This is a genomic window from Parabacteroides sp. ASF519, assembly GCF_000364265.2.
Lineage (GTDB): Bacteria > Bacteroidota > Bacteroidia > Bacteroidales > Tannerellaceae > Parabacteroides > Parabacteroides goldsteinii.
The window spans coordinates 5,163,351-5,188,763 of record NZ_AQFV02000006.1; the positions used below are offsets into that span (position 1 = coordinate 5,163,351).

Here is a 25,413-nt window from a genome sequence, read left to right on the forward strand (position 1 = left end):
ACGAAAAAATCGCGAGGCTTTTCTACCGGGGTGGTCCCCAGCGGTTTTTAGGTCAAATAAATCTTAGCCTGAAGTGTAAAAGGCAAGGGGTTAAAAATAGATAATTTTAAATCGTCTGTTTGTCGGAAATCTTAAAATAACAGCAGCTGTTTCACTTCCGGAATACCCGATTTACTTGCTATTTTGTTAATTAACAGTCCTTTTTTTGTAAAAAGTTATTAGAATTTAGTTGTTATAATAAATTTATTATTACATTTGCGGTCTCTCAGGTATGTTTTATAATAGGTTTTTGGCAAAGTATTCACAAATATAGTGCAAATTAGTTATTTATAAGTTAAATAAAAAAGTGTGTCTATGAAAAAGTTGACTTATCTTTTGTTTTGCCTAATTTTAGGTATTGGGATGGCGACTGCTCAGACGACGAAGGTAACAGGTACTGTTATCTCGGCGGATGATAATGAGCCAATTATTGGTGCATCGATTGTCGTAAAGGGTACGATGGTCGGTACAGTGACTGATTTTGATGGTGCGTTCTCTTTGGATGTACCAAGTTCTGCAAAGACTCTGGTAGTTTCTTACGTGGGTATGAAGACTCAAGAGATCGAAGTAAAATCTAATTTAAGAATCCTAATGCAGACTGATAATCAATCTCTTGATGAGGTTGTTGTAGTTGCATATGGTACTGCGAAGAAAGAATCATTTACTGGTTCTGCCGAAATCATCAAAAATGAAAAGATCGAAAAGAGAACCGTCGCTAATGTTAGTAAAGCATTAGATGGACTAGTGGCCGGTGTACAGACAACATCGGGTTCCGGACAGCCGGGGTCTGGTTCTTCTGTCGTAATTCGTGGTTTCGGTTCTATCAAAGCATCTCAAAACCCGTTGTATGTGGTAGATGGTATTCCTTATGACGGTAATATCAATGCAATCAATCCAAACGATATCGAGTCGATGACTGTATTGAAGGATGCATCTGCCGGTGCGTTGTATGGATCTCGTGGTGCAAACGGGGTTGTGATGATTACAACTAAAAAAGGTAAGGATGGTGCTTTACTTGTCAATTTGAAAGCAAATTGGGGTATTGCTTCACGTGCTATCCCCAGATATGAGACAATGGATGAAAGAGGTTATCTGGAAACGATTTTCCAATCATATAAAAATGATCAGATTGCAAGTAACGGATTATCTCCTGAAGCAGCAAGTGTTGCTGCATTAACAGCTATGGGAAGCGGAGCTAAAGCGATCTTTGGTACTAACCAGATGTATAATCCGTTTAACTTTCCTATTGCAGAACTAATTGATCCGGTTACAGGTAAGGTCCGTTCTGATGCAACATTACGTTATCATGAAGATTGGATGGATGAAGCTACAGCAAACAATCCGTTACGTCAGGAATATGTATTGAACATGTCCGGTTCTCAGAATAAAACAAAATACATGTTTTCTTTAGGCTACCTGAATGAAGACGGTTTGTTAAAGACTACTAACTTTCAACGTTACACGGGTCGTATCAATGTGGATACAGAATATAAAAATTGGCTGACCGCTGGTTTGAGTACAAACTTTGCCCATACGAAGAGTAATACTTCTCAAACATCTACTTCTGCTTCATCAAATATTTTCTACTCGGCTCAATTGATGGCTCCTATTTTCCCTGTACATCAATTGGATGAAAATGGACAAATTATGTATGGCGCCGATGGTGCACCTATGTTTGATTATGGTTCAACTCGTCCCGCAGGAGCAAATGCCAATTTTAATAGCATTGCAACTTTGTTTGATGACAAATACGGAACAAACGACGATAACGTAAGTGGACGTACTTATATCAGTTTGGGTGATTTGAAAGACGGTCCCCTTCAAGGATTGAAATTGACAGCGAACTTCGGTTTTGATTATGTGAACCGAAATAACTTTACTTATTATAATCCTTATTTCGGAAATGCAGCCAGTGTAAAAGGTATGCTGGCCAAGTCTAACTATCGTTATTTCAGTTATACATTCAACCAATTACTGACTTATGATAGAAAGTTCAATGACAAACATCACATTGACTTTTTAGCCGGTCACGAATATTATGATTACGAAGTGAGTTCTTTGAGTGCAACCAAGTCCGGTTTCCCATTCGGAGGTATCTATGAATTAGCTGGTGCTACTACTATCACAGACGCTAGTTCTCTAAAGGATTCTTATACGATCGAATCTTATTTGTTCAGAGCAAACTATGATTATATGGACAAATATTATTTGTCGGCCAGCTTCCGTACAGATGGTTCTTCTCGTTTCAACAAAGATTATCGTTGGGGTAAATTCTGGTCGGTCGGTGCAAACTGGCGCATGAATAACGAAGCATTCCTAAGCGATGTGGACTGGTTGAATAATCTGTCAGTGAAGGCTAGCTATGGTGTTCAGGGTAATGACAACGTCGGTACATTATATGCTTGGCAATCTTTCTATGATTTAGGTTGGCCTAATGCCTCCATGAGTGGTGCATTAGTATCTTCTCTTGAAAACACGAATTTGAAGTGGGAACAAAACGGTAATCTGAACGTGGGTGTCGAAGCTAAAGTATTCGATCGTTTCTCAGCATCTATCGAATGGTACAACCGTAAAACAACGGATATGTTGCTCGATTACCCGATGGCTTCTTCTTTAGGTTTCGACAGTTATTTGAAAAATATCGGTAGCATGCGCAACACTGGTTGGGATATTACGTTAAACGGTCGTTTGGTCAACACGAATGATTTTACCTGGGACCTGACCTTGATGGGATCGACTATCAAGAATAAAGTATTGCATTTGGCTGATAAACCAGAAATCATTAGCGGAAACTATATCATAAAGGAAGGTGAAACGATTAACTCATTCTATACAGCAAAATCTGCCGGAGTAGATCCCGCGACAGGTAGCCAATTGTATTGGGTTTGGGATACGGATGAAAATGGCAATCCGGGAGAACCTTACATCTCTTCCAATATAAACAAAGCTACAGCTTCTAAACAGATTATGGGTAGCCGTATTCCGAATTTGTACGGATCATTCACAAACGATTTCAAATATAAAGGTTTCGATTTAAGCATCATGTGTACTTATTCGATCGGTGGTAAAGTGTTGGATAGCGTATATAATACCTTTATGTATGGAAACTATGTCGGACAAGCCAAACATAAAAACCTGGAAAGGGCATGGAAACAGCCGGGAGATATTACCGACGTACCTAAAATTGAAATTGGTAAAGCGTATCCTATCACAGACGCCGATTTGATCAATGCTTCTTATTTGGCGATTAAAAATATCACATTAGGTTATTCTTTGCCGACCAGATTGACAAAGGGAATGTTCATGAAAGAGATACGCTTCACGGCTACAGCCGATAATCTGGTGTTATTCTCTCATTTGAAAGGTATGGACCCGCAATATAACTTCAGCGGTGGTACTACATTTGTTTATACACCTTCAAGAACTATTTCTTTCGGTGTAGATGTTAAATTTTAAGCAGAACCAGTAAAATATAAATACGAAAAAAAATGAAAAAAGTAATATATATATTATCTGCTGTCGGATTACTTACTTTGGGAGCATGTAACGACCAATTGGAAACAAATCCGACCGATAAAGTCAGCGGAACAATTATATTTAGCGATGCCAATGGTGCTGAAACGGCGATGAATGGTATTTATCGTGCTACTTATGTAGCTGGTTGGGGTACAGGTTGGGCTGACGAAAATCCCGGATTTGTCGGTGTCTATTTAGCTGGCGATTTGATGGGAGAAGACCACCTGATGCTTGGACAAGGACAAGGCTGGTTTTATGAAGATTACCGTTTTAATGTTCGTCAGGATTATACACATAAGCAAGGACGTCCATATCAGTTCTGGAATCTTCATTATACGCTGATCTCAAATGCCAATTACATTATCGCCCAAGCACCGGATGCCGGAGGTGATCAGAATCTTTTAAACAGCGTTGTAGGACAAGCCTATGCCATGAGAGCACTCTCTTATTTCCAATTGATCCAGTTGTATCAACAGACTTATAAAGGAAATGAATCGGCTCCCGGAGTACCTTTATATACGGAACCGACTACAAGCTCATCTGAAGGTAAACCGCGTGGTACTGTGGAAGATGTCTATAAACAGATCAATTCAGATTTGGAAACAGCCATCTCGCTATTGAAAGATTGTGGTGTTGAACAAAAACATCCATCTCATATCGACTATTATGCAGCGAACGGAATCAAGGCACGTGTTTGCCTCGTTCAACAAAATTATGAAGGCGCACTAGCTGCTGCCAAAGAGGCTTTGAAAAAGCCGGGATTGCAAGCTGTTCTTCCTGTTAGTTCATTAACCGGATTTAATAGTGTAAAAAATGCCGATGTATTGTGGGGTGTAGAAGTTATAGCAGATCAAAGTCAACATTTCGCCTCCTTGTTCAGTCACATGGATGCTGATGCTGAAGGAATGTATGCTTCAGGTGCAGAAAAATGTGTTTCCAGTTGGTTATACAACAATATGCCCGAGACAGATGAACGGAAATCTTGGTGGAGAGGTGACCTGAGTGAAGACGAAATAGTGAGTGGTACATCTATGTTGCCTTATTGTCAGGTAAAATTCAAGTTTGCAAATGTAACCAGCCGTACCGGTGATTATATTTATATGCGCGGAGAAGAAATGGTGCTTATCGCCGCAGAAGCAGAATGTCACTTAGGACATTATGCTGAAGCACGGAAGCTAATTTCACAATTAGGAAGCGTACGCGACAGCAATTATGCGGTTCGTTTGGCAAAATTCTCCGATTCTAATTCTTATAATCAGAATACAGTAGCTCCGCTGCAGACTCTTATGGATGAAATCTTATTCCAGCGCCGTGTGGAATTATGGGGCGAAGTAGGACGTATATTCGATTTGCAACGTTTAAAACTGGGCTTCGATCGTGATTATAGCGGCTCTAATCATACCGAATTGGTTAAGAATGTAGATACAAATGCCGGTTCCAATGCGTTCATAATGACATTGCCCCAATCGGAAATAGACGGTAATGCCAATATCAGCGCATCCGATCAGAATCCATTCTAATGACATGTTTAATAATTAAGCAATAGAAATATGAAATCAAATATATTCAAATCGTTATCCTTGCTGATTCTAATGGCAATGGCATTCGTTGGTTGTTCAGAGCATGATGGTGTCGTTTACAGTGGAGACAGTGCAGTTTATGCTTTTGCCGGAGCTACACAGAAAGTCGAAATGTTAGCAACGGATGGAAACAAGATCGTTGTTCCTGTCTATCGCGGAACAACACAGGGAACTTCTACTCTTGAACTGACCTTTACTCCTGCCGAAGGAACTGAAGAGTTGTTTACATTGGAAAATCCAACTCTGACGTTCGAAGATGGAAAATCTGTTGCAGAAGCAGTTATTACTTATAAAGATATCAATTTATTGGGAGTAACAGACCAATATGTTTTAACTTTAGGATTTGATGAAGCTAAAGCCTCTCCTACTAACGTTAATTCTATCACGGTAAAAGCTCAACGCAAGTTAACCTTTAATTCAATAGGTACAGGAACGTTCACATCCAATATTTTCGGAGAATCCTGGCCACAGGTTATTGAGAAAGCTGTTGAAGCAGATGTATATCGGTTACCGGATTGTTATGTGGAAGGTTATCCCATCATCTTCTCAACAGATGCAAATGGAGAAATAGATAATATTGCAATACAAGAAACAGGATATAAAGATGATACTTACGGTATGACTTCTTTGTATTGTACCGGTACAGAAAAAGTTGGAAATAAATATAATATTTCGGCATTCTTTGTTGTCTACTTAAATGGAAAGTTAGCTCAATATACCAATGAAGCTGTTGAAATACTGGAATTTCCGGAATAACATATAACATACATTAATATGAAAAAGATACTGTTTTATTCTACTTAAGTAAGACAGTATCTTTTTTGTTTTCTATTGAATCAACAACATTTATAAACTTGATACAAATGAGAAAATTCTATTCATTAGTTTTACTGATAATCGCTGTAGCCTCTTCTCTCACGGTTTCAGCACAAGGTTTGAAAGGTTTTAAACTTAAAAACGGACTTTCTGTATATATATGGGAAGATAGTACGAAAAATGATGTGTTTGGTTTAGTCGGAGTAAAAGTTGGTGCGGTAAATGATCCGGAAGACTTAACAGGACTGGCACATTACCTGGAACACATGATGTTTAAAGGTACCCAATCGATCAGTTCTTTGAATTGGGAAAAAGAAAAACCTTTATATGAGCAAATCATTACCAAATATGATGAAATGGCCAATGAGCCAGATCCTGTAAAAAAAGAAGCTATCTCACTTGAGATTAATAAACTGACAGTAGAAGCTGCCCAATATACGGCCCCAAATGAATTTGCAGGACTGACTGAAAATATGGGAGGTAAGATGCTGAATGCAATGACCGGATATGATGAGACAATGTATTTTAGTTCGTTTCCTCCCTCACAACTATATAAGTGGCTCGATCTGAATTCAGAACGTTTTATCAATCCGGTTTTCCGTGCATTCCAGCCAGAATTGGAAACCGTTTATGAAGAATTTAACAGAAGTCAGGATATGCAAGGATCATTACAGCAGGATTTTATGTTGAAACATATTTTTCCCGGTCATCCCTATTCCAGGTCAGTATTAGGTTTACAGGAACACTTAAAGAATCCTCGTTTAGGAGGTTTGGTAGACTTCTATAATAATTGGTATGTCCCGGAAAATATGGTTTTAATTCTGGTCGGAAATGTCAAACTTAAAGAAGCAATGGGATTAATCAATGACCGTTTCGGCCGTTTAGAAGCTCAAAAAAGTCCGGAACGAAAAAGCTATCCGGAGATGGAGATCAAAGGTCGCACTGAATATAGTGCTAAAATGGGAGATTTTCCAACTTTAAGATTAGCTTTTAAAGGTGTTCCGACAGGACATACAGACGAACTGGCTCTTACTATTTGCATAAATATGTTATCCAACCGCAATCGTACCGGGCTACTGGATAAATTATCTTTGTCCGGAGATGTTCTGGGAGCAGATGCAGGCCTGATCAATTTTAAAGAACAAGGTCGTATATTAATACTCGGAATCCCTTATTACGATGTGAACCAGCGTCGTTTTGAATCAATAAAATCACTCGAGAAAATGTTGCTTGCAGAAATCTCTAAAATACAGAAAGGAGAATTTGATGAAGAATTATTTAACTCTGTCAAAGCTACTCTCATTCGTGATTTTGATCTTTCTTTCGAATCTTCCTATAATAAAGCGCAAAAAATATTATCTACATTCATTTGCAATGAAGACATTAGTAATGTATTGAATTATAAGGAAAAAGTAAAAACAATCAGTATAGATCAGGTAAAGGCGATTGCGAATAAATATTTCAATAAAAATTATATTGCCTTGAACTATCAACCGGGAAAAGCACCTAAAGCTGAAAAGTTATCCAAGCCCAAATATGACCCGATCAATCCGGAACGCGGAGTGATATCACAATATGCTGAAAAATTCCGTAAGCTACCGGTTCGTAAAGTTGATCCGGTTTATGAAAAGTTCGATGCTGTCCAGGTCAAGAAAGTCAATGAACGCTCTCGGCTATTCTATACACAAAATAAAGAAAATGCTATTTTTACACTGACTTTGAAATATGGAGTCGGAACTCATGAAATGCCACAGTTGCAATATGCCGTCGATTTGATGAACAATGCCGGTATTATGGGAGCTTATGAACCGCAAGCGTTAAAGCAGGAGTTCAATGCCCTAGGCGCAGTTTGTAATTTTGGTGTAGATGACAATTACCTTTATGTCTCTATGTCTGGTTACGAAGAAAATCTTGAAGCTTCCTGTAATTTGCTGACTCGTCAGATCCTTATGCCCAAACTTGATGAGAAACAATTAAATAATATGATTGGTTCTGCTTATCAGATGCGCGCTATCGAAGAAAAAAATGAAAATTTGTTGGAAGGAGCCTTACATGACTATTTACTGTATCAAAACAAATCCGAATATCTGGATCGTATGCCATTGGAAGATATTATCAATCTAACAATCAGCAGTCTTACAGGAGAATTCAATCGGGCCACAGATTATGAAGCAGAAATTCATTATGTGGGTTCAATGCCTTTCAATGATGTTTACGATGTTTTAAGCAAGAACCTTCCTTTGAAAGCTACAGAAAAGACAAGTAACTCACCTGTTGTAAAGGATCGTGTTCAATATAAAGAAAATACGATCTATTTCGTATCCGATAACGATGCATTGCAAAGCAAGATTTATTTTTATGTCGAAGGTAATCCTTTTAAGGTTGAAGATGACGTTTATTACAAAGCTTTCAACAAATATTTTGGAAGCGGATTCGGCGGATTGGTTATGCAGGAAGTTCGTGAATACCGTTCTATGGCTTATACCGCAGATGGTGGAGAAATCACGCCACCTCTGGCTAATAAAAATGCCTACTTCGAAGGATATATCGGTACCCAGGCAGATAAAACGATAGACGCAATTGATGTCTTTATGAATCTATTGACAGAAATGCCTGAATATGCAGACCGCATCAGTGGCATAAAAGATTATTTGAGGGAAGGTCTTCAAACGGCTAAACCGGATTTCCGTTCAAGAAGCCAAGTGTATGAAGCATGGAAGCGTTTGGGTTATACCGAAGATCCTGCCAAAACACAATTACCTAAAATCCAGAATTTATCATTTGAGGATGTTGTAAAATTCTATCAACAAAACGTAAAAGGCCGCCCGGTTGCTATCGGTATAATAGGCGACCCCAAACGAATTAATCTGGATGAGTTATCGAAATACGGAAAAGTCATTCGGATAAATAAGAACAAACTTTTTTCTTCCAAATAACAGAAAATCAACTAATATTACTAATAAAAAAGCCGCTTAAAAGCGGCTTTTTTTATTTAGCGAACTTCACATCTATCCCTTTATCCTCTTTCGCTTTCAGTCCTAACACCCTGCCACCGACTTTCACCTTTCCGGTAATAAACTCCGGAATATTATATGACATCATAAAACGGTCATAAAAGCCGGTATCTTTCTGAGGCAATAAAAACGGTTTGCATGCATTTCCTTTTTCATCTATATAAGCGATATAAGGACGTGTATATAATCCATCCATCCGGCGACTGCTAAATATAACCCAACGGCTATTGCTACTCCAGGAATGATAGCTTTCCACATCATCGCTATTCAATATATCTAACGGTATGCTTTCTCCTGTTGACAAATCCGCCATCTGCAAATCCGCATCTTTATGCCAGATTGAGAAATTTCCATAACCCGAGACTGTATACATTAAATATTTCCCGTCCGGAGATACCCGGGGGAAAGAAGCACTCTGACCTGAAACTGCTGCATTATATAAAGTATCTACCTTTGAACCGAAACTCCGGCTGTCAGGATCGAATCCGATAGCACATAAATTATATTTGATCTCTGAAAACTCTTCCGGAATAGGACGTGCCGGAGCCGTACAGAAATAAAGCGTTTTTCCATCCGGAGAGAATGTCGGGAAAGTTTCAAAAGCATCTTTGGAAAACAACTTAGCCGTAGTTACAATCTCATGTTTTTTCACATCATAGACAACAACGTCCGACGCCTCATCAAACACTTCTATACGGTTCCTGTCGTTGGCATGGAAACCCTGTTTGGTGTTGTTTACAGAAAATGCCACATATTTTCCGGAAGGATGCCAGGAAGGATAGACCAAAGAGGATATTGTCTGCTCGGTTTTCGTGTTCAGTTTTTCTATCTTATCGCCATCTATCAGAAGAGTTCCCGGATATGTTTCACGCATATGGAAAAGCATCTTATCCGGATTCTGCATGCAAAATGAATGACAATTCACACAGTTCCTGCCACTCATCTTATTCTCGATAATAGGCATCTCGGTATAATTCTCCAGGTTACGCTGATAAAGTCCCATTTTATTCCATAAAGTGTATCCCGGTGCAATCAGACGGTAAGCTATATAAGGATTGACCGGTTCTGCCGCCACATTCCATTTAACAGGAGCATATTCCACCCATTTCCCTTTATCTTTCACCTGAACAACAACCTTTACCTCATTTCCTGCCGCAGACGATAATAGTTTTTTCCATTTAGAAACAGGAAAAACGAACTGGTTATCCTTCGCCTTCACTCTTATCTGCTGATCCGAGAATGACAGAACAGCACGTGCATCTTCAACAGGAGTCTCCAAAGAGAAATTCAGCGGAGCGATATTTGCCGGTATCGTTATATCGGTGTAATCCGGGAAGATAGCAGGTCTTTCGCTTAACGTATCACTCACCTGAACCGAATCCGAACAAGAAAAAAACAAGGCCAGCAATGCTATATATTTATAATTTCCATTCATATCCCATTCCTTTATTTAAACATAAAATAAAACCAGTAAGTATCTCCGTAAGCCCTGCGCAACAGTCCGGGGAGGGCACTCTTATTATTCCGGTTCGCCAGAACCTGCTTCTTGTATTCTGCAAAACGTTGCATGACGGAGGGAGAAATATCAAAACGTTTCCAATAATCCGGTTCCGCTTCCGACAACGTGATCACTGCTTCCTGGAAAGACTTCGGCAACACAGGGAGCACCTCCGTTCCATAATAAGTTTCGACCAGTCCTTTGAAACCATCCATATTCTTTGCCAATAAAAGAAAGGCTCCCAGATATTCGATGGCCGCTTTATTTTCCGGATTGGCTTCAGCGATCATACGCATGTCTTTTTCGATATAGTTTATCTCTGAAAGATAGTTCTCTTTCGGTAAACATTTGCGCCTTGGTCCCAGCACCGGATCCTGCTCTACAGCAGCATCATTATATAAAAATTTACGATGTTCACCGGCCCATTTTTTATAATAAAATGTATTCTCCAATATATTCAGATACTTCTCCGCCACCGGATATTCCCCATAAATAATATTTGTCTGAACAAGTCTCTTTAACATACGGGGATTCCCCTCTCCTATGGCTGTTGCATATGCTTCAAAAGCCATTTCCTGAGCCATCGCCGGATTTCCCATGGCAAAAGCAATATCACTCAATAAAGAGGATATCTGCTCTGTTTTATTCCATCCGACCATTATTCCCTGCGGTCCTCTTTGGTCAAAACTGAATAAACGATCTGCCAACTCTCCTTTTTGAGATAATGCCAGATTCAAAAAACACATATTCAGATAATTAGTCAACGTGCCTTGACTGCTTTCCACTATTTTATCCCATTGTTCCGTCCTTGCATAATAGTCGAGTTCTTTCACTTTGGCTGATTTCTTATCTCCATATTCAGGTATTCCCCACCAGCATAATACAAATAAAAGGATTACCTGAAAGATTCCGCCGGCAATCAGGAGTTTTTTACTGGTATCTTTCTTCCTTTTCCTCAACAGAAAAGCGACAATCAGGATCAGAGGTAACGAAATCCATGAATAATAGATGACAGTTTTCGGTTCCAATGCAGTATGATAGTAAGCATCCGGCAAGAAAGCAAAACGATATTCCCCCAGCATCGAGAAATAGACACTGCAGACCCCGCAAAGAAGAGCGAGAACAACAGAAAATAACGACCAGTAAAACCGGGGAGTTTTATTAAAGAACTCATATACTACCACCGACAAAGCAAACAAACATGCTACAGACCCGGCCAGTCCATAAAGCAAAGGTGTTATAATGATCTCTGCTATCATCCGCCATTTGTCTGTCGATATACAAAGGCAGAAATACAAAGCACAAAGCATCATGTTGAATGCTATCGTTCCAAAAACTAGATAATTAAAATCAAAATGGAGGAACATAATCAAAACAATCGGGATCAGATAAAGCAGGAAACAATTCGTGTCCGGAGCGATCCGGCGAACAATCCCTCTCATTCCTAATCCGGTTAACAGCAACAGTCCCGCAGTAATTCCGGCACCGGCATAGGGATAGATAAAAAACTGCACCAAAAACTCAGATAAGGTTAATGCAAACCCACCAGGCATAGCCAGTTTCTCTGAAATATACTCACCGGTAAATTGAAATAACTGACTTTGTTCGATAAAAAAGAAATGGAACTTGCTATATTCCTGAAGAAAAATGAACAAAGCAGCCAATACAACCAACCAGAAAGCTGTGACTTTCAATTTCATGGTATTATATTTTAAGCATGTTTAATCAATTCAAAACGTTTATCAACACACGAAGGTAATTCATGCGGATAATGAGTGACGTAAATCAATGTCTTTCCCGGCCGTTCACAAAACTGCTCAATAATACGGGCAGCCTTCCGTTTATTACTGATATCGAGTCCGTGCAACGGCTCGTCCAGAATAATTAAATCCGGATCTTTCACAAAAGCCCGGGCCAGTAAAGCCAATCGTTGTTCTCCGGAAGACAATGTCAGGAACGAACGGTCCTTCAATTCTTCAATCCCAAATACACGCATCCAAGCCAAAGCTATAAACTGTTGTTCTTCCGTACATTTACGATACAATCCGATAGAATCAAAAAATCCGGAACCGACGATATTTAAAGTGGGCACATTCTCCATATAAAAGAGATGCATCTCCGGAGAAACATATCCTATCCTCTTTTTTATATCCCAGATACTCTCACCCGATCCCCGTTTCCGGTCAAACAAATATAAGGTATTTGCGTAAGATTGAGGGTTATCTGCATAAATCAAACTTAATAAAGTTGATTTTCCGGCACCATTGGGACCGAATAACGCCCATTTCTCTCCATTTTTCACCTCCCAGTCCAGTTCTTTTAAAATAGTGCGGCTACCATATTTAATGGAGACATGCTCCATACGGAACGTCACTTCATGGGCAGAGGGTTCTTTATTCGATGCGGGTAATGAAATATCCCCGGAATAACCGGGAAACAAATGTTCCAACAAGTCTGTCCGGCCCATGAAATCAGCACGTGTCTGAGAAGGATAAGGTGTACGGTTATAGACTGGCAGAACGTGAGTTATCATCTCCGGTATGTCATCCGGATTCGACAACAATAGAATAACCTGTACATTATCCAGCTTCGCCATTTGTTGTAGTAAATGAACCAACACATCACGCGAAGCCGCATCCAGACCGATAAAAGGATTATCCAGTATCAAAATACGCGGATGGTTCAATAAAGAACGGACGATAAGAAATTTACGTAGTTCCCCGCTGGAAAGAAAAATGAGTTTTTTAGGCAGCAAGTCCTCAATACCGAAAAATGAGAGTATCTGATGTAAATCCGTTGTACCGGAATATTCTTTCAAAATATCTTCTACAGTCGGCACTTCATCGGTTTCCGTTGAGTGCCAGCGTTGTTGGTAATAAGAATTCCGGCAATCAGCTAATGAGTAAATGTCTTTGAATGCTATACTTTTTATCAGGTTACTGATTTTGTCATCATAACTGAACGTCACCTCTCCCTCTTTCAATGCAAACTTGCGCTGCATCAGGTCAGCAATCAATGTTTTACCAGCTCCGTTAGGTCCGACTATTGCCCATTGTTCCCCTTCATTGATTTCCCAGCTGAATGGCTCTGCAAAACGCAGTTCCGGTAAACGGGTTACTACATTATTTATATTAACGATTGTTTTACTCTTTTCCATTGTTGTTAATTTGTCCCCCAAAGGTAAAGAGTTTATTTATAAAATTAAACATACCGGAATAAAAGGAACTATTAAAAGAAAGGGATCACTCATCCCGAGCAATCCCTTATTATATATACAGGCCTGGTATGTCTATGAAATTCTTACAAATTAGTTATTTTAATGCCTGCAATTTTCCTACTCAACTTAACGTATCTATTTACTATTTTTATCGTATTTACATTTTATTACATTTAATCCAGAAATCAGACACCAGCCTTTTCGAAACAAAAATAATAAAATAAAAGAAAACAGCAACAGAAAACAACATATTTCGCATAAATCAACCTTTTTTGCTATCATTCAAAAGACAGATATAAAATTAACCAGTTTTTACTCGCTTATTAAAATGGATTATCTATCTTTGGATTTCTAATTATTTTATCTTAAAATTCAATAACATGAAACGATTTTTTTATTTCTCAATTCTCTTTCTAGGCATCATCAGCACCCTTAGTGTTTCAGCTTCCGACAACAAATGGAAACCTCTGTTCGGAGAAAACCTTTCCGATGCCAGCTACAATCCTGAAGTTTGGAGTATGACAGGCGGTGTACTTGCAGCAGTGGAGGATGAATCCATTTGGACAAAGACCGAATATGAAAACTTTGAACTGGATCTGGACTTCAAAACCGACGTAGGAACTAATAGTGGCGTTGTAGTATATTGCACCGATACTAAAGATTGGATTCCCAATTCTGTTGAAATACAGATTGCCGATGATCATTGTGAAAAATGGGGAAACGGCAAACCTTATGAAAAGTGCGGAGCCATTTACGGCCACCTGGGTGCAAAACAAGACAAAATAGTAAAAAAGCCCGGCGAATGGAACCATATGCGCATCAGATGTGTCGGACAACGCATTAATGTTATCCTGAATGGTAAAAAAGTAACGGAAATGGACATGAGCAAATGGACTTCGGGAACAGTCAACCCGGACGGCAGTGAAATCCCCAGTTGGTTACCTAAGCCATTTGCAGAACTTCCAACAAAAGGATATATCGGATTACAGGGTAAACATGGTGATTCCCTGATCTGGTTCCGTAACGTAAAAATAAGAAGCATCAAATAATAAATGAAAAGAGGAAAGAGGAAAGTTCGAATATAACTTTCCTCTTTCCTCTTTTCATTTTATCAATAAACTTTCGTTCCTTTTCCCTGATGGATTTCAGAAGCCTGGGTTATAATAACCTCTTTCACCCCTGCATCGATTGCCTGAAATGAATTTTCCAGTTTAGGGATCATACCTCCCTGGATAATCCCCTCTTCTACCAATTGTTTAAATACCGTACGGTCTATTTCCGGAATAACGCTTTCATCATCATTCTCATCCCGCAATACACCTTTTTTCTCAAAACAGAAAACTAATGTTACATCAAAATGCTTAGCCAGTGCTTTTGCAGCTTCACCAGCAATCGTATCAGCATTGGTATTCAGCATATGCCCCTGTTTGTCATGGGTCAGCGGAGCCAATACCGGAACAATGCCCTGATGGATCAGAGAAGCCAGCAAATCTGCATTCACTTCTTTCACATCTCCCACAAAACCATAATCGACTTCAGCTACCGGACGTTTATCCGAACGCATTAGATTCATATCTGCTCCAGTGAGGCCTAGTGCATTCACATCTAACGCCTGCAAACCGGCCACAATATTTTTATTGACCAGGCCGCCATATACCATTGTTACCACTTTCAGTGTTTCAACGTCGGTCACCCTGCGGCCATTCACCATTTTACTTTCGATGCCTAACTGGCTCGCCAGTTTAGTTGCAGAACGTCCTCCGCCATGTACCAATGCTTTAAAACCTTCTATATGAGAAAAATCCCGAAGCAAACTTTTCAATGTTTCCTCTTCCTCAACGATCTTTCCGCCGACCTTGATCAGCGTAAGCTTTTCTTTATTCATATCTGATAAAATATTTTTGCGTCAAAGGTACAAAAAAACAAAAGATTTATATACTTTTGCACCTGTCAACGCGGTAGTAGCTCAGTTGGTAGAGCATTAGCTTCCCAAGCTAAGGGTCGTGGGTTCGAGTCCCATTTACCGCTCCCTAAAAACAAGACCTTAATAATAATCTCTATATACCCATCGAAACATGACAAAGAAAGAAGCAATCAAAATTTTTGAAGAAAAAAAAGTTCGTACTCTTTGGGACGATGAAACTGAAGAGTGGTATTTTTCTATAGTGGATGTAATATCTATTCTGACCGAAAGCATAGATGGTCGAAAATACTGGAACAAGCTAAAACAGAGGCTAAAAGAAGAAGGTAGTGAACTGGTGACAAATTGTCACCAGTTGAAGATGCCTGCTTCTGACGGAAAGATGCGCATGACAGATGTCGCCACAACTGAACAACTTTTTCGTCTTATCCAGTCCATCCCATCACCTAAAGCAGAGCCGTTCAAACTTTGGATAGCTCAAGTAGCAAAAGAGCGGCTTGACCAACTACAGGACCCGGAATTATCCATTGATCAGGCTATGACTGACTATAAACGTCTCGGCTATTCGGATAATTGGATCAACCAGCGCCTCAAAAGTATTGAAATACGAAAAGACCTGACTGATGAATGGAAACGTCACGGTCTACAGGAGGGAGTACAATTTGCAACCCTCACTGATATAATTACCAAAACATGGTCAGGAAACACGACTAAAGAATACAAGCAACTGAAAGGTCTTAAAAAGGAAAATCTGCGGGATAATATGACAAACACAGAACTTGTACTCAACATGCTGGCAGAACTATCTACCAAACAAATTTCCGAGGCTACCGAACCGGATACGTTCAATGAACACATAGATGTAGCAATGCAAGGAGGAGAAGTTGCCCGTAATGCCCGACTTGAATTAGAGGCAAAAACCGGAAAACAAGTCATTTCACCTCTGAATGCAAAAAACGGATTACGATTGAATAAGGAAAACAAAAAGCAGGATGAGATATAATTCAAAACATTTCATCCAAAAGGAGTGTTAATTCCATATAATTCCTACATTTGCGACTATTAACTGAATTTAAAAAGAAAAAGAAGATTTGCTATGTTGACAGTAATGATTTTTGTTTTTCTGATTGGATACTTATGTATAGCTTTAGAGCATCCGCTAAAGGTGAACAAAGCCGGAACAGCCCTACTGACCGGAACAATACTTTGGGTTTTATACACATTTGCTGCACCTGATCTGATCCCGACCGCATCAGCCGAAGAATTTAAAGAATTTCTAGATGCCTATCCGGCTATAGCAGATCTTCCTTTTGTAGAACAATGTACCCGCTTCGTCGTTGAACACCAGGTACTGGACAGTATCGGAGAAATTGCAGAAACATTGATTTTTTTGATTGGCGCGATGATTACCGTGGAGTTGATTGACGCTCACGGCGGTTTCATGTTTATCACAAACCGTATCAAAACCAACCAGAAAAAAAAATTATTACTACTGGTCGCATTTATTACTTTTTTCATGTCTGCCATACTCGATAACCTGACAACTTCCATCGTTATGGTTATGCTAATGCGGAAACTACTGGGGAACTACAAAGAACGGTGGGTATTCGGCAGCGTGATTATCATTGCTGCAAACAGTGGCGGGGCCTGGTCACCAATTGGAGACGTGACAACCATCATGCTTTGGGTCAGAGGAAACATTTCCTCATCCTCAACTATTCCACACCTGATTTTGCCCAGTCTGGTGTCAATGATAGTACCCGTTCTCATCATGATGCGTTTCCTTCATGGGAAAGTGACTCCGCCCGATGCATTTACCTATAATGAAAATGACAAACTACTCAAAGAATTAAGAACCAAAGAAAAACTCTCGATACTGATACTCGGCGTATTATGTCTTATATTCGTCCCTATATTTAAAACGATCACTCATTTGCCTCCGTTTATGGGTATCCTGATGGGAGTCGGTATTTTATGGATCTATACAGAATTAATGTATAAACGAAATATTGTCAATGAAGACCTTAAACTTCGTCTGTCAAAAATAGTGCGTCGTATAGACGGGGCAACCCTATTATTCTTCCTCGGAATCCTTTTGGCTGTCGACGCATTGCGGTGTAGTGGTGTATTGACAGATTTCGCTTTCTGGCTGGATGAAACTGTCGGAAATGTATATGCTGTAAACCTGATCATCGGTACTTTATCGGCCGTAGTTGATAATGTTCCGCTGGTAGCCGGAGCTATCGGCATGTATCCGGTTGCAACAGACGCTATCATCGCAACAGCAACAGATCCGACTTATATGGCAAACTTTGTTCAGGACGGAATATTCTGGCAATTCCTGGCTTATTGTGCCGGAGTTGGAGGCAGCATGCTGATCATAGGTTCGGCTGCCGGAGTTGTCGTGATGGGATTGGAACGCATCAATTTCATCTGGTATCTGAAAAACATATCCTTGCTGGCCTTGATCGGATATCTGGCCGGTGCAGGAGTATATATTCTTCAAAATGTAGTATTAGGATTATAAACAAGGGAGGCATACAATTATGTTATGGGATTTTATTCTGAGATTATTTATTGCCGGTATTCTTGGTGCCGTAATCGGTCTTGACCGGGAATACAGGGCGAAAGAAGCCGGCTATCGTACACATTTCCTGGTCTCACTGGGAAGTGCCCTTATCATGATTGTATCCCAATACGGTTTTCAGCAGATTATACAAGAAAGTAGTGTTTCGCTCGACCCCAGCCGTGTTGCGGCACAGGTTGTTAGTGGTATCGGCTTTATCGGAGCGGGAACCATTATCATACAAAAACAATTTGTTCGCGGACTGACGACTGCCGCAGGAATATGGGCAACAGCCGGAATCGGCCTGGCAATCGGTGCCGGAATGTACGACATCGGTGTTGCGGCAACCGTACTGACCCTGATGGGACTTGAACTGCTAAGTTATATCTTTAAAAGCCTGGGAATGAAAAGTTCGATGATTATTTTTTCCACCAATGAGAAAGATATCATAAAAAAGGTAACCCGGGTTCTGAACGACAAAGGCTACCTGCTCGTCTCCTACCAAATGGAAAAAGTCAGTCATTCAAACGTCGATACTTTCATTGTCACCCTGGTTATAAAGGCCAGGAAAAGTACGGACGACAACCAGCTGCTACTTTTCATGGAAGAATTTCCGGAGGTAACAGTTGAGAGAATTGAATAGAAATTCTTAAAACGGGGACAAGTTTTAGTATCTTTGTCCCCGTAATCATTTTATAACAGATACACATGAACATAATTTCTAAACTATTCAAGAAAGAAAAAGAGGAAACAGAAGCTACATCAAAAGGCTCCGTTGAAGAATTTGTAACATTAATCCGCGTATATTATCAGGCGGTAATGGCCGTACAGTTGGGTATTACCAATATTAATATGTTGTCGGATATGGCCCTTTTCAAACGGATGCTGAAAATTCCTACCCAAAATAACAAGCCAGGTATCGCAGAAAAGGCACGTGTCCGCAAGATATTAATGCAGGACTATGCCATGAAAGAAAGTTTCTTCAAGGAAATAGAAGCCTCAGTAAAAAAGAACTGTAAGTCGCAAAACGACATCAAATCATACTTTTTCCTTTTCCAGGGATTCTGTAATGACCTGTTCTCCCTGCTGGATAACCTGATGCAATGGAAGTTCCGTTTCTCCATGCTGGTAAAAAAATTATTATATAACCAGACAGCAAAAACAATCCATGAGATTGTAACCCGTTCGGAATGGAAAGAGGTCAGTGTCCAGAAAACAGCCTGGAGCATCCGCAAATACAAAGAGACATTAGGCTATTCGGAAGAATGGATGACCGATTTCGTTTACAACATTGTCCTTCTTGCCAAGGAAGATGCCAAAAACCAACGTAAAAAAGACAAATAAAATCAGACAGGTATGAAATATCTATTTTTAGAATATCCGAAATGCAGTACCTGCCGGAACGCAAAAAAATGGCTGGACGAACATAAAGTTGCTTATGAGGACCGCCATATAATCGACCAGCATCCTTCGGCTGAAGAGTTGACGGAATGGATAGGACGCAGCAAATTACCGCTGAAGAACTTCTTCAACACCAGTGGCCTTGTATATAAAGCCATGCAGTTGAAAGACAAATTGCCCTCCATGAGTGAAAAGGAACAGATAGAACTACTTGCTTCCGATGGCAAACTAATCAAACGTCCTTTGTTGGTAAGCGAGAATCAGGTATTGGTCGGCTTCAAAGCGGCTGAATGGGAAGAATCTGTAAAATAAAGAGTATATGAAAGGAATGGAAAACCTTACATATCAACCAGACGCTGCATATGTTGCAGCTTGTGGCCTGTATTGCGGTGCTTGTCGCAAATTCGTAAAAGGACAATGCCCCGGGTGCTGGGAGAATAAAAAAGCGGACTGGTGTAAAATACGGGCATGTAATATCGAACATAACTATAAAAGTTGTGCCGACTGCACAATCAGTTCTATCGATGAATGCAAGAAGTTCAATAACTTCATCGGAAAAGTATTTTCTATCCTCTTCCGTTCCGACCGTCCGGCCTGTATCAGAAGGATACAGGCAATCGGCTATGATGCTTTTGCCAGGGAAATGCACGCAAAAAAACAACAGACAATAAAACGATAACATATATCCCGATGGTCTCAGAATTACATCCGTTAGGTTTCTTTTTACCGGAGCAGACTAAATTGCTGATGTTGGGAAGCTTTCCTCCTCCGATGCAACGTTGGTCGATGAACTTTTATTACCCGAATATACAGAACGATATGTGGCGTATCCTCGGACTATTGTTTTATAGCAATAAAGAATATTTCCTTGAAACAAAGAAGGCGTTCAGTGAAGAGAAAGCCAAAGCCTTTTGCCGGGAGAAAGGTATCGGTATCGGCGATACGGCTGTCGAAATAATCCGGTTAAAGAATAATGCTTCCGATAATTTCCTGCAAGTGATAAAACCGATAAATCCGGAAGAAGTCCTGTCGCAAATACCCGAATGTAAAGCGATTGTCGTTACAGGGCAGAAAGCGATGGATACGATTTTATCGGTATTGCCTCCGACAGAAGAGCCGAAAGTCGGAACTTATTCAACATTCACCTTACTGGACCGGGTATTCAGGTTATATCGTATGCCTTCCTCATCACGAGCCTATCCGAAACCATTAGAGGAAAAGGCGGCGGTTTACAGAGGGATGTTTGAAGAGCTCGGAATATTATAAAAGAAAACCATTGCAAAAAATGCAATGGTTTTCTTTTATAATATCCATCCACATAGGATAAAATTTACCCGCAATGGAAATAAGTATTTACCAACCGAAGCATTCCTTCGGGGTCATTTTTCAAATCATCTCTCAGAGTAAAGTCGTTATAAGACTTCAGTTTTTTGATTATACCGTCTATCATGCTCGGGCTAAACACATTATATTTCTCAAAGACAGCCCGTTGCTTTTGCAAACGTTCTGCAGAAGCTGCACAACTGTCGGGTAATTGGTCCAATGTTTCCAGACGGGCCTTGTTTTCTTCCTGGTGGATATTCACATTCACGTACGTCTTTTCTGCTATCTCCAACGCATTTTCTATCTCGAAACCATGACGACAAGCGACAGCCAATCCAGCCAACAACTGATACAAATCGGCAGAACCATCCGGCGAACGCATCTCAACCGTCTGTTTCTGTGTCGTATCATAATGGCTTTCCGATTCCAAGGGGTTAGCTAATACACACATGTCTTTTTTTGCAGCCCAGCCTAAGGGGACACGTACCAATACCGAACGGTTCCGGTCGCCCCAGCAAACGTTTGTCGGAGCTTCCTGATGAGGAACCAAACGGAAGTAAGAGGTTGGATTCGTATTTCCGAACGCAGTAATCGAAGGAGCCAGTTGCATCATTCCGGCAATCGCTTTACGGGCTGTTTCAGACAAAGCACCGTCGGCCAACATCTGGTTTTTACCGTCTTTCATAATTCGCATATGAACATGCAAACCCGAACCGGCTTTTCCGACTGTAATCTTAGGAGCGAATGTGATATCCAGACCATAGCTATAAGCCAGATTACGAATTACCCATTTGGCAATCATTAACTGGTCGGCAGCTTCTTCCACTTTGGTTGGTAGAAACTCGATTTCGTTTTGCTCATATATCTTTCCGTTCAATGTAAAGTTACCGACTTCGGAATGGCCGTATTTAATCTGCCCGCCGGCCTGGGCAATATATTGCATGCACTGGGTACGGAATTCATTGAATTTAGCGAACGGGCCGGATTCATGATATCCGCGCTGGTCGGTTGCCGGGAATAATTCTTCCTCTTCCGCTATCACATAATACTCCAATTCGCCCATTGCCTGAAACTCCATGCCTGTTACTTCCGTAAAGGCTTTGCTTGCTTTATACAAGGTATATTCGGGAGAACTTTCCAACGGTTCGCCATCTTTATTGAAGAAGGAACAAAGCATAGTGATTGTCGGCAACTCGGCAAAAGGGTCGACGAAAGCTGTCCGGAAGCGGGGAATTACATACAGGTCGCTACTGCCGGCTTCAATAAAAGAGAACAGGCTGGAACCGTCCACACGCTCACCACAGGTAAGGATTGCATTCAGATAGGCTGCATTATTAATAACAAAATTCAATGTTTTCAGACGGCCGTCTCCTGCCGGATACATAAAATTGACCATCTTGATTCCTTTTTCGCGGATAAAAGAAATAATATCCGCCTTTGTAAACTCAGATGAAGGTTTCTGCAAAAATTCGACTAAAAGATTCGAATTCATTTCTAATTCGTTTTCCATGTTTTGTTGATTGTATTTATACAATATAGATTTAATTATATTTTCTATAAGGTTTCAAAGATAAAAAAAGATATGACGGTTGTTTCGCTTTTCGTTGGATTTTATCAGGTAAGTAAAAATAGAATTGCACTTTTTCTAAAAAAGCCTTGCATATTAAAAATAAAAACCTACCTTTGCACCCGCAATACGGAAGTAGCTCAGTTGGTAGAGCACTGGTCTCCAAAACCAGGTGTCGGGAGTTCGAGCCTCTCCTTCCGTGCAGAAGCGATACAAATTGTATCGCTTTTTTTATTCGGATAAATAGTACTTACAAAACATATATGCTTTGATTACGAAACATATATGCTTTGCGTACAAAAGTCCCTTATTTTTGAACCGGTGTTTAATCCGATAATATTTCCAGTCCGTTTTCACGCATCACGAATGTGTGTTCCCATTGGGCGGAAGGAAGTTCGTCGTCGGTTATTACCGTCCAGCCATCTTCTTCGGCAATATAAACACGATATGTACCCATATTAATCATCGGTTCAATCGTAAAGACCATTCCCGGGACCAGTAACATGCCGGTACCTTTACGTCCGAAATGAGTTACTTCGGGTTCTTCATGAAATTCCAGTCCTACCCCATGCCCGCACAAATCACGGACAACAGAAAAACCGTTCTTTTCCGCATGTTTCTGGATGGCATGACCTATATCACCTACAAAACCGAATGGCTTAGCTGCCTTCATTCCTATCTCCAGGCACTCCTTTGCCACACGCACCAGTTTCTCTTTTTCAGGAGAAACCTTGCCAATCATAAACATCCGCGAAGCATCCGAATAATAACCGTCCAGAATTGTCGAAACATCCACATTGATAATATCTCCTTCCTTTAATATCTCTTTTTCGCTGGGAATACCGTGGCAGACCACTTCATTGATGGAAGTGCACACGCTCTTCGGGAATCCTTCAAAATTCAACGGGGCCGGAATAGCACCGTGGTCAACCGTATAGTCATAGACCAGTTTGTCTATTGCGGCTGTCGACATTCCGGCTTTTATTTCCTTTCCCACTAAATCGAGAATACCAGAATTTACAACCCCGCTTCTGCGGATACCTTCAATCTGTTCTTCTGTTTTAATCAATTTCCGGGAAGGTACCAAATGACCTTTATTCTGGAGGTAGAGAATCTTTTTATCCAATTCGGTAAGTGGCTGACCTTTGATAAGTTGCCAATTGTTTCTTTTTCTCATAAATCTTTGCTGTTATCGTTAGTAATAACACAACAAAGGTACGTTTGTTTTTCTTCTTTTCGGAAAAAACGAGTTTAAAATGGATTTACACCAAAAAAGTTGGATAATTCCGACAAGTTTGTACTTTTGTACCAATAATGCTGTAGCCTTTAAATCTATTTGATTACATGCAATTATGCCAACGTTGACAGGGTTACTCAAGACACTCAGGCTGCTGGTGCTTGAAGCACTTTGATTAATCTATAAAAACGTTTGGTATGAATGCATTGGAAAGAAAATGGGTATGGAACCGCTTACAAAGCCAACCTAGCCCAACCAAATTTGAAGTACGTAGCAAACTACAGCCTCTTGTCACACAATTCGGATTAACTCTTACGGAAAACAAAATTTGTTTTCCTCAACCTCTGTGCTATCAACAACGTGCCATTTATGTTTGTGCCTGTTGTGAGAAACTGTATGAGAAAAGTATCCGGTTTTCCGATATTGTCTACATTAATAATAATGGTCAAAAGATATGTGTTGTATTGAGAACCGGACACGTGTTCTATTTTTTCAACGATTGCCAGTACTGGTACATTTACAATGCACTCGGTTACGGTAATCCGCACCTTATCACTGTATGGTGGTGGAAATTCACTGGAGGCTTTCTCCTCTGGTGGAGAAAACTGTTCCACAACAATCCCTCATCACAAAATACATAAATATAGGTAGTAGGAATAAGAAACGGAAAAATCTTGTATCTTTACCGATGTATAACATAAAACTTGGAATGCTAAATGAAAACGTCTTATTCCCACTTACCTGATTATGCAAAAAACGATTTGCAACAGATCGTCTCCTTAATACTGGAAAGAGTGCCCCATTGCGAAATGATTATCCTGTATGGAAGTTACGCCAGGGGAACATTTGTGGAATATGACGAACGGGATGAATTCGGCATCCTCACTTCTTTTATGAGCGACTACGATCTATTGGTAGTTACCAGTAATGAAGACGTTCGTGAGGTGGGACATCTGCTGGACACCGTGGACGATAAATATTACAAACGCCCCGACAACCAGGTCCCCATTCAATTTATCAACGATGATATAGAGAAATTGAACTCCGACCTGTCGGAAGGAAGATATTTCTATACCAGCATCCAAAAACAAGGGATTATGTTATACGATAGTGGAAATTACAAACTGGAACCTGCCCGGAAACTGAACTTTGAAGAGGTCAGGCAACAGGCACAGGAATATTTTGAGGAAAGCTTTAATAGTGGAAATGAATTCTTCGAAAATGCAAAATTTAATTATTCAAAAGGATGGTATAAAAAGGCCTCTTTCATGCTACATCAAACCTGTGAGAATTATTTCTATGCCTTACGTCTAGTTCACACCCTGAAGAACAGTAAACAACATAACTTGTCAAAACTGTTAGGTGCAACTCATAAATATTCACCTGAACTGCGGAAAATTTTTCCCCGAAAAATGAAGGAAGACAAACGATTATTTGAACTCCTTCGCTTAGCTTACGTAGAAGCAAGATATAATTCCAAATTCGTTGTCACCCAAGAAGAGATAGAAGCCTTATTTCCTAAGGTTGAGAAGCTACGCGATATAACCGAACAAATCTGTAAATCCCAAATCGAAGTATACAGACAAATGGGCAAATAATTTATTTCACATGCTGTTTATGTTGCATTCTTTCACAATGCATATAAATATAGCCAGTGGAAGTAAGAAACGAAAAAATCATGTATCTTTACCGAAATGTAATATAAAAACTTGGAATGC

Annotated in this window: 20 protein-coding genes and 2 tRNA genes; 16 read left to right on the forward strand and 6 right to left on the reverse strand. The window is 40.1% G+C overall.

Annotated features, from left to right (window positions below; genetic code table 11):
• Positions 1-354: 354 nt before the first annotated feature.
• From C825_RS20680 to C825_RS20695, 4 genes are all read left to right on the forward strand, one after another.
• Positions 355-3,495 (forward strand): SusC/RagA family TonB-linked outer membrane protein, encoded by a 3,141-nt coding sequence (locus C825_RS20680; protein WP_228100084.1) that lies wholly within the window; start codon positions 355-357, stop codon positions 3,493-3,495.
• A 32-nt stretch (positions 3,496-3,527) separates the two neighbouring features.
• Positions 3,528-5,075, forward strand: coding sequence for a RagB/SusD family nutrient uptake outer membrane protein (locus C825_RS20685; RefSeq protein ID WP_010800002.1), 1,548 nt, complete (start codon positions 3,528-3,530; stop codon positions 5,073-5,075).
• A gap of 30 nt (positions 5,076-5,105) precedes the next feature.
• The gene (locus C825_RS20690; RefSeq protein WP_010800003.1) at positions 5,106-5,891 is read left to right on the forward strand and encodes a hypothetical protein; all 786 of its coding nucleotides are present in this window, start codon (positions 5,106-5,108) and stop codon (positions 5,889-5,891) included.
• A gap of 107 nt (positions 5,892-5,998) precedes the next feature.
• Positions 5,999-8,887, forward strand: coding sequence for a M16 family metallopeptidase (locus tag C825_RS20695; protein WP_010800004.1), 2,889 nt, complete (start codon positions 5,999-6,001; stop codon positions 8,885-8,887).
• Positions 8,888-8,939: 52 nt separating this feature from the next.
• Here the strand turns inward: C825_RS20695 and C825_RS20700 are convergent, their stop codons facing one another.
• From C825_RS20700 to C825_RS20710, 3 genes are read right to left on the reverse strand one after another with little or no spacing between them, the layout of a single operon-like run.
• On the reverse strand, positions 8,940-10,400 hold the full coding sequence (locus C825_RS20700) for a TolB family protein (protein ID WP_010800005.1): 1,461 nt from the start codon (positions 10,398-10,400) through the stop codon (positions 8,940-8,942).
• 11 nt (positions 10,401-10,411) lie between these two features.
• Entirely contained in the window at positions 10,412-12,163 is a 1,752-nt protein-coding gene (locus tag C825_RS20705; RefSeq protein ID WP_010800006.1) for a DUF6057 family protein, read from the reverse strand.
• A gap of 11 nt (positions 12,164-12,174) precedes the next feature.
• A complete protein-coding gene (locus C825_RS20710; RefSeq protein ID WP_044215155.1) occupies positions 12,175-13,620 on the reverse strand; it encodes an ATP-binding cassette domain-containing protein in 1,446 nt (481 codons plus the stop codon).
• Between the two features lie 440 nt (positions 13,621-14,060).
• Here C825_RS20710 and C825_RS20715 point away from each other — a divergent pair, with 440 nt between their 5' ends.
• Positions 14,061-14,729 (forward strand): 3-keto-disaccharide hydrolase, encoded by a 669-nt coding sequence (locus C825_RS20715; RefSeq protein ID WP_010800008.1) that lies wholly within the window; start codon positions 14,061-14,063, stop codon positions 14,727-14,729.
• 62 nt (positions 14,730-14,791) lie between these two features.
• Here C825_RS20715 and argB read toward each other — a convergent pair whose 3' ends face one another.
• Entirely contained in the window at positions 14,792-15,565 is a 774-nt protein-coding gene (argB, locus tag C825_RS20720) for an acetylglutamate kinase (RefSeq protein ID WP_007652612.1), read from the reverse strand.
• Between the two features lie 70 nt (positions 15,566-15,635).
• Here argB and C825_RS20725 point away from each other — a divergent pair.
• From C825_RS20725 to C825_RS20760, 8 genes are all read left to right on the forward strand, one after another.
• Positions 15,636-15,708: transfer RNA gene (locus C825_RS20725), tRNA-Gly, on the forward strand.
• A gap of 47 nt (positions 15,709-15,755) precedes the next feature.
• Entirely contained in the window at positions 15,756-16,604 is an 849-nt protein-coding gene (locus C825_RS20730) for a BRO-N domain-containing protein (RefSeq protein WP_010800009.1), read from the forward strand.
• Positions 16,605-16,697: 93 nt separating this feature from the next.
• Positions 16,698-18,128, forward strand: coding sequence for a sodium:proton antiporter NhaD (nhaD, locus tag C825_RS20735; RefSeq protein ID WP_010800010.1), 1,431 nt, complete (start codon positions 16,698-16,700; stop codon positions 18,126-18,128).
• Positions 18,129-18,147: 19 nt separating this feature from the next.
• A complete protein-coding gene (locus C825_RS20740; RefSeq protein WP_010800011.1) occupies positions 18,148-18,810 on the forward strand; it encodes an MgtC/SapB family protein in 663 nt (220 codons plus the stop codon).
• A 65-nt stretch (positions 18,811-18,875) separates the two neighbouring features.
• On the forward strand, positions 18,876-19,511 hold the full coding sequence (locus C825_RS20745; RefSeq protein WP_007652608.1) for a DUF8491 family protein: 636 nt from the start codon (positions 18,876-18,878) through the stop codon (positions 19,509-19,511).
• Positions 19,512-19,523: 12 nt separating this feature from the next.
• On the forward strand, positions 19,524-19,880 hold the full coding sequence (locus C825_RS20750; RefSeq protein ID WP_007652607.1) for an arsenate reductase family protein: 357 nt from the start codon (positions 19,524-19,526) through the stop codon (positions 19,878-19,880).
• Between the two features lie 7 nt (positions 19,881-19,887).
• Complete coding sequence (locus C825_RS20755; protein ID WP_007652606.1) at positions 19,888-20,247, forward strand: DUF3795 domain-containing protein; 360 nt, start codon at positions 19,888-19,890, stop codon at positions 20,245-20,247.
• A gap of 11 nt (positions 20,248-20,258) precedes the next feature.
• Complete coding sequence (locus C825_RS20760) at positions 20,259-20,834, forward strand: uracil-DNA glycosylase family protein (protein WP_010800012.1); 576 nt, start codon at positions 20,259-20,261, stop codon at positions 20,832-20,834.
• Positions 20,835-20,898: 64 nt separating this feature from the next.
• Here the strand turns inward: C825_RS20760 and C825_RS20765 are convergent, their stop codons facing one another.
• Complete coding sequence (locus tag C825_RS20765; RefSeq protein WP_007652603.1) at positions 20,899-22,401, reverse strand: glutamine synthetase family protein; 1,503 nt, start codon at positions 22,399-22,401, stop codon at positions 20,899-20,901.
• A gap of 186 nt (positions 22,402-22,587) precedes the next feature.
• Here C825_RS20765 and C825_RS20770 point away from each other — a divergent pair.
• Positions 22,588-22,660: transfer RNA gene (locus tag C825_RS20770), tRNA-Trp, on the forward strand.
• A 123-nt stretch (positions 22,661-22,783) separates the two neighbouring features.
• Here the strand turns inward: C825_RS20770 and map are convergent.
• Positions 22,784-23,635, reverse strand: a complete 852-nt coding sequence (gene map / locus C825_RS20775; protein WP_010800013.1) for a type I methionyl aminopeptidase — start codon at positions 23,633-23,635, stop codon at positions 22,784-22,786.
• A 257-nt stretch (positions 23,636-23,892) separates the two neighbouring features.
• On the opposite strand from map, the gene C825_RS20780 reads away from it, so the two are divergent.
• Complete coding sequence (locus tag C825_RS20780) at positions 23,893-24,336, forward strand: hypothetical protein (RefSeq protein ID WP_010800014.1); 444 nt, start codon at positions 23,893-23,895, stop codon at positions 24,334-24,336.
• Between the two features lie 75 nt (positions 24,337-24,411).
• Positions 24,412-25,293, forward strand: a complete 882-nt coding sequence (locus C825_RS20785; protein ID WP_010800015.1) for a HEPN domain-containing protein — start codon at positions 24,412-24,414, stop codon at positions 25,291-25,293.
• The last annotated feature ends 120 nt before the right edge of the window (positions 25,294-25,413 follow it).

Coding starts and splice junctions, on each gene's coding strand:
- C825_RS20680 (WP_228100084.1), top strand. CDS start 355: ATGAAAAAGTTGACTTATCTTTTGTTTTGCCTAATTTTAGGTATTGGG.
- C825_RS20685 (WP_010800002.1), top strand. CDS start 3,528: ATGAAAAAAGTAATATATATATTATCTGCTGTCGGATTACTTACTTTG.
- C825_RS20690 (WP_010800003.1), top strand. CDS start 5,106: ATGAAATCAAATATATTCAAATCGTTATCCTTGCTGATTCTAATGGCA.
- C825_RS20695 (WP_010800004.1), top strand. CDS start 5,999: ATGAGAAAATTCTATTCATTAGTTTTACTGATAATCGCTGTAGCCTCT.
- C825_RS20700 (WP_010800005.1), bottom strand. CDS start 10,400: ATGAATGGAAATTATAAATATATAGCATTGCTGGCCTTGTTTTTTTCT.
- C825_RS20705 (WP_010800006.1), bottom strand. CDS start 12,163: ATGAAATTGAAAGTCACAGCTTTCTGGTTGGTTGTATTGGCTGCTTTG.
- C825_RS20710 (WP_044215155.1), bottom strand. CDS start 13,620: ATGGAAAAGAGTAAAACAATCGTTAATATAAATAATGTAGTAACCCGT.
- C825_RS20715 (WP_010800008.1), top strand. CDS start 14,061: ATGAAACGATTTTTTTATTTCTCAATTCTCTTTCTAGGCATCATCAGC.
- argB (WP_007652612.1), bottom strand. CDS start 15,565: ATGAATAAAGAAAAGCTTACGCTGATCAAGGTCGGCGGAAAGATCGTT.
- C825_RS20730 (WP_010800009.1), top strand. CDS start 15,756: ATGACAAAGAAAGAAGCAATCAAAATTTTTGAAGAAAAAAAAGTTCGT.
- nhaD (WP_010800010.1), top strand. CDS start 16,698: ATGTTGACAGTAATGATTTTTGTTTTTCTGATTGGATACTTATGTATA.
- C825_RS20740 (WP_010800011.1), top strand. CDS start 18,148: ATGTTATGGGATTTTATTCTGAGATTATTTATTGCCGGTATTCTTGGT.
- C825_RS20745 (WP_007652608.1), top strand. CDS start 18,876: ATGAACATAATTTCTAAACTATTCAAGAAAGAAAAAGAGGAAACAGAA.
- C825_RS20750 (WP_007652607.1), top strand. CDS start 19,524: ATGAAATATCTATTTTTAGAATATCCGAAATGCAGTACCTGCCGGAAC.
- C825_RS20755 (WP_007652606.1), top strand. CDS start 19,888: ATGAAAGGAATGGAAAACCTTACATATCAACCAGACGCTGCATATGTT.
- C825_RS20760 (WP_010800012.1), top strand. CDS start 20,259: ATGGTCTCAGAATTACATCCGTTAGGTTTCTTTTTACCGGAGCAGACT.
- C825_RS20765 (WP_007652603.1), bottom strand. CDS start 22,401: ATGGAAAACGAATTAGAAATGAATTCGAATCTTTTAGTCGAATTTTTG.
- map (WP_010800013.1), bottom strand. CDS start 23,635: ATGAGAAAAAGAAACAATTGGCAACTTATCAAAGGTCAGCCACTTACC.
- C825_RS20780 (WP_010800014.1), top strand. CDS start 23,893: ATGAATGCATTGGAAAGAAAATGGGTATGGAACCGCTTACAAAGCCAA.
- C825_RS20785 (WP_010800015.1), top strand. CDS start 24,412: ATGAAAACGTCTTATTCCCACTTACCTGATTATGCAAAAAACGATTTG.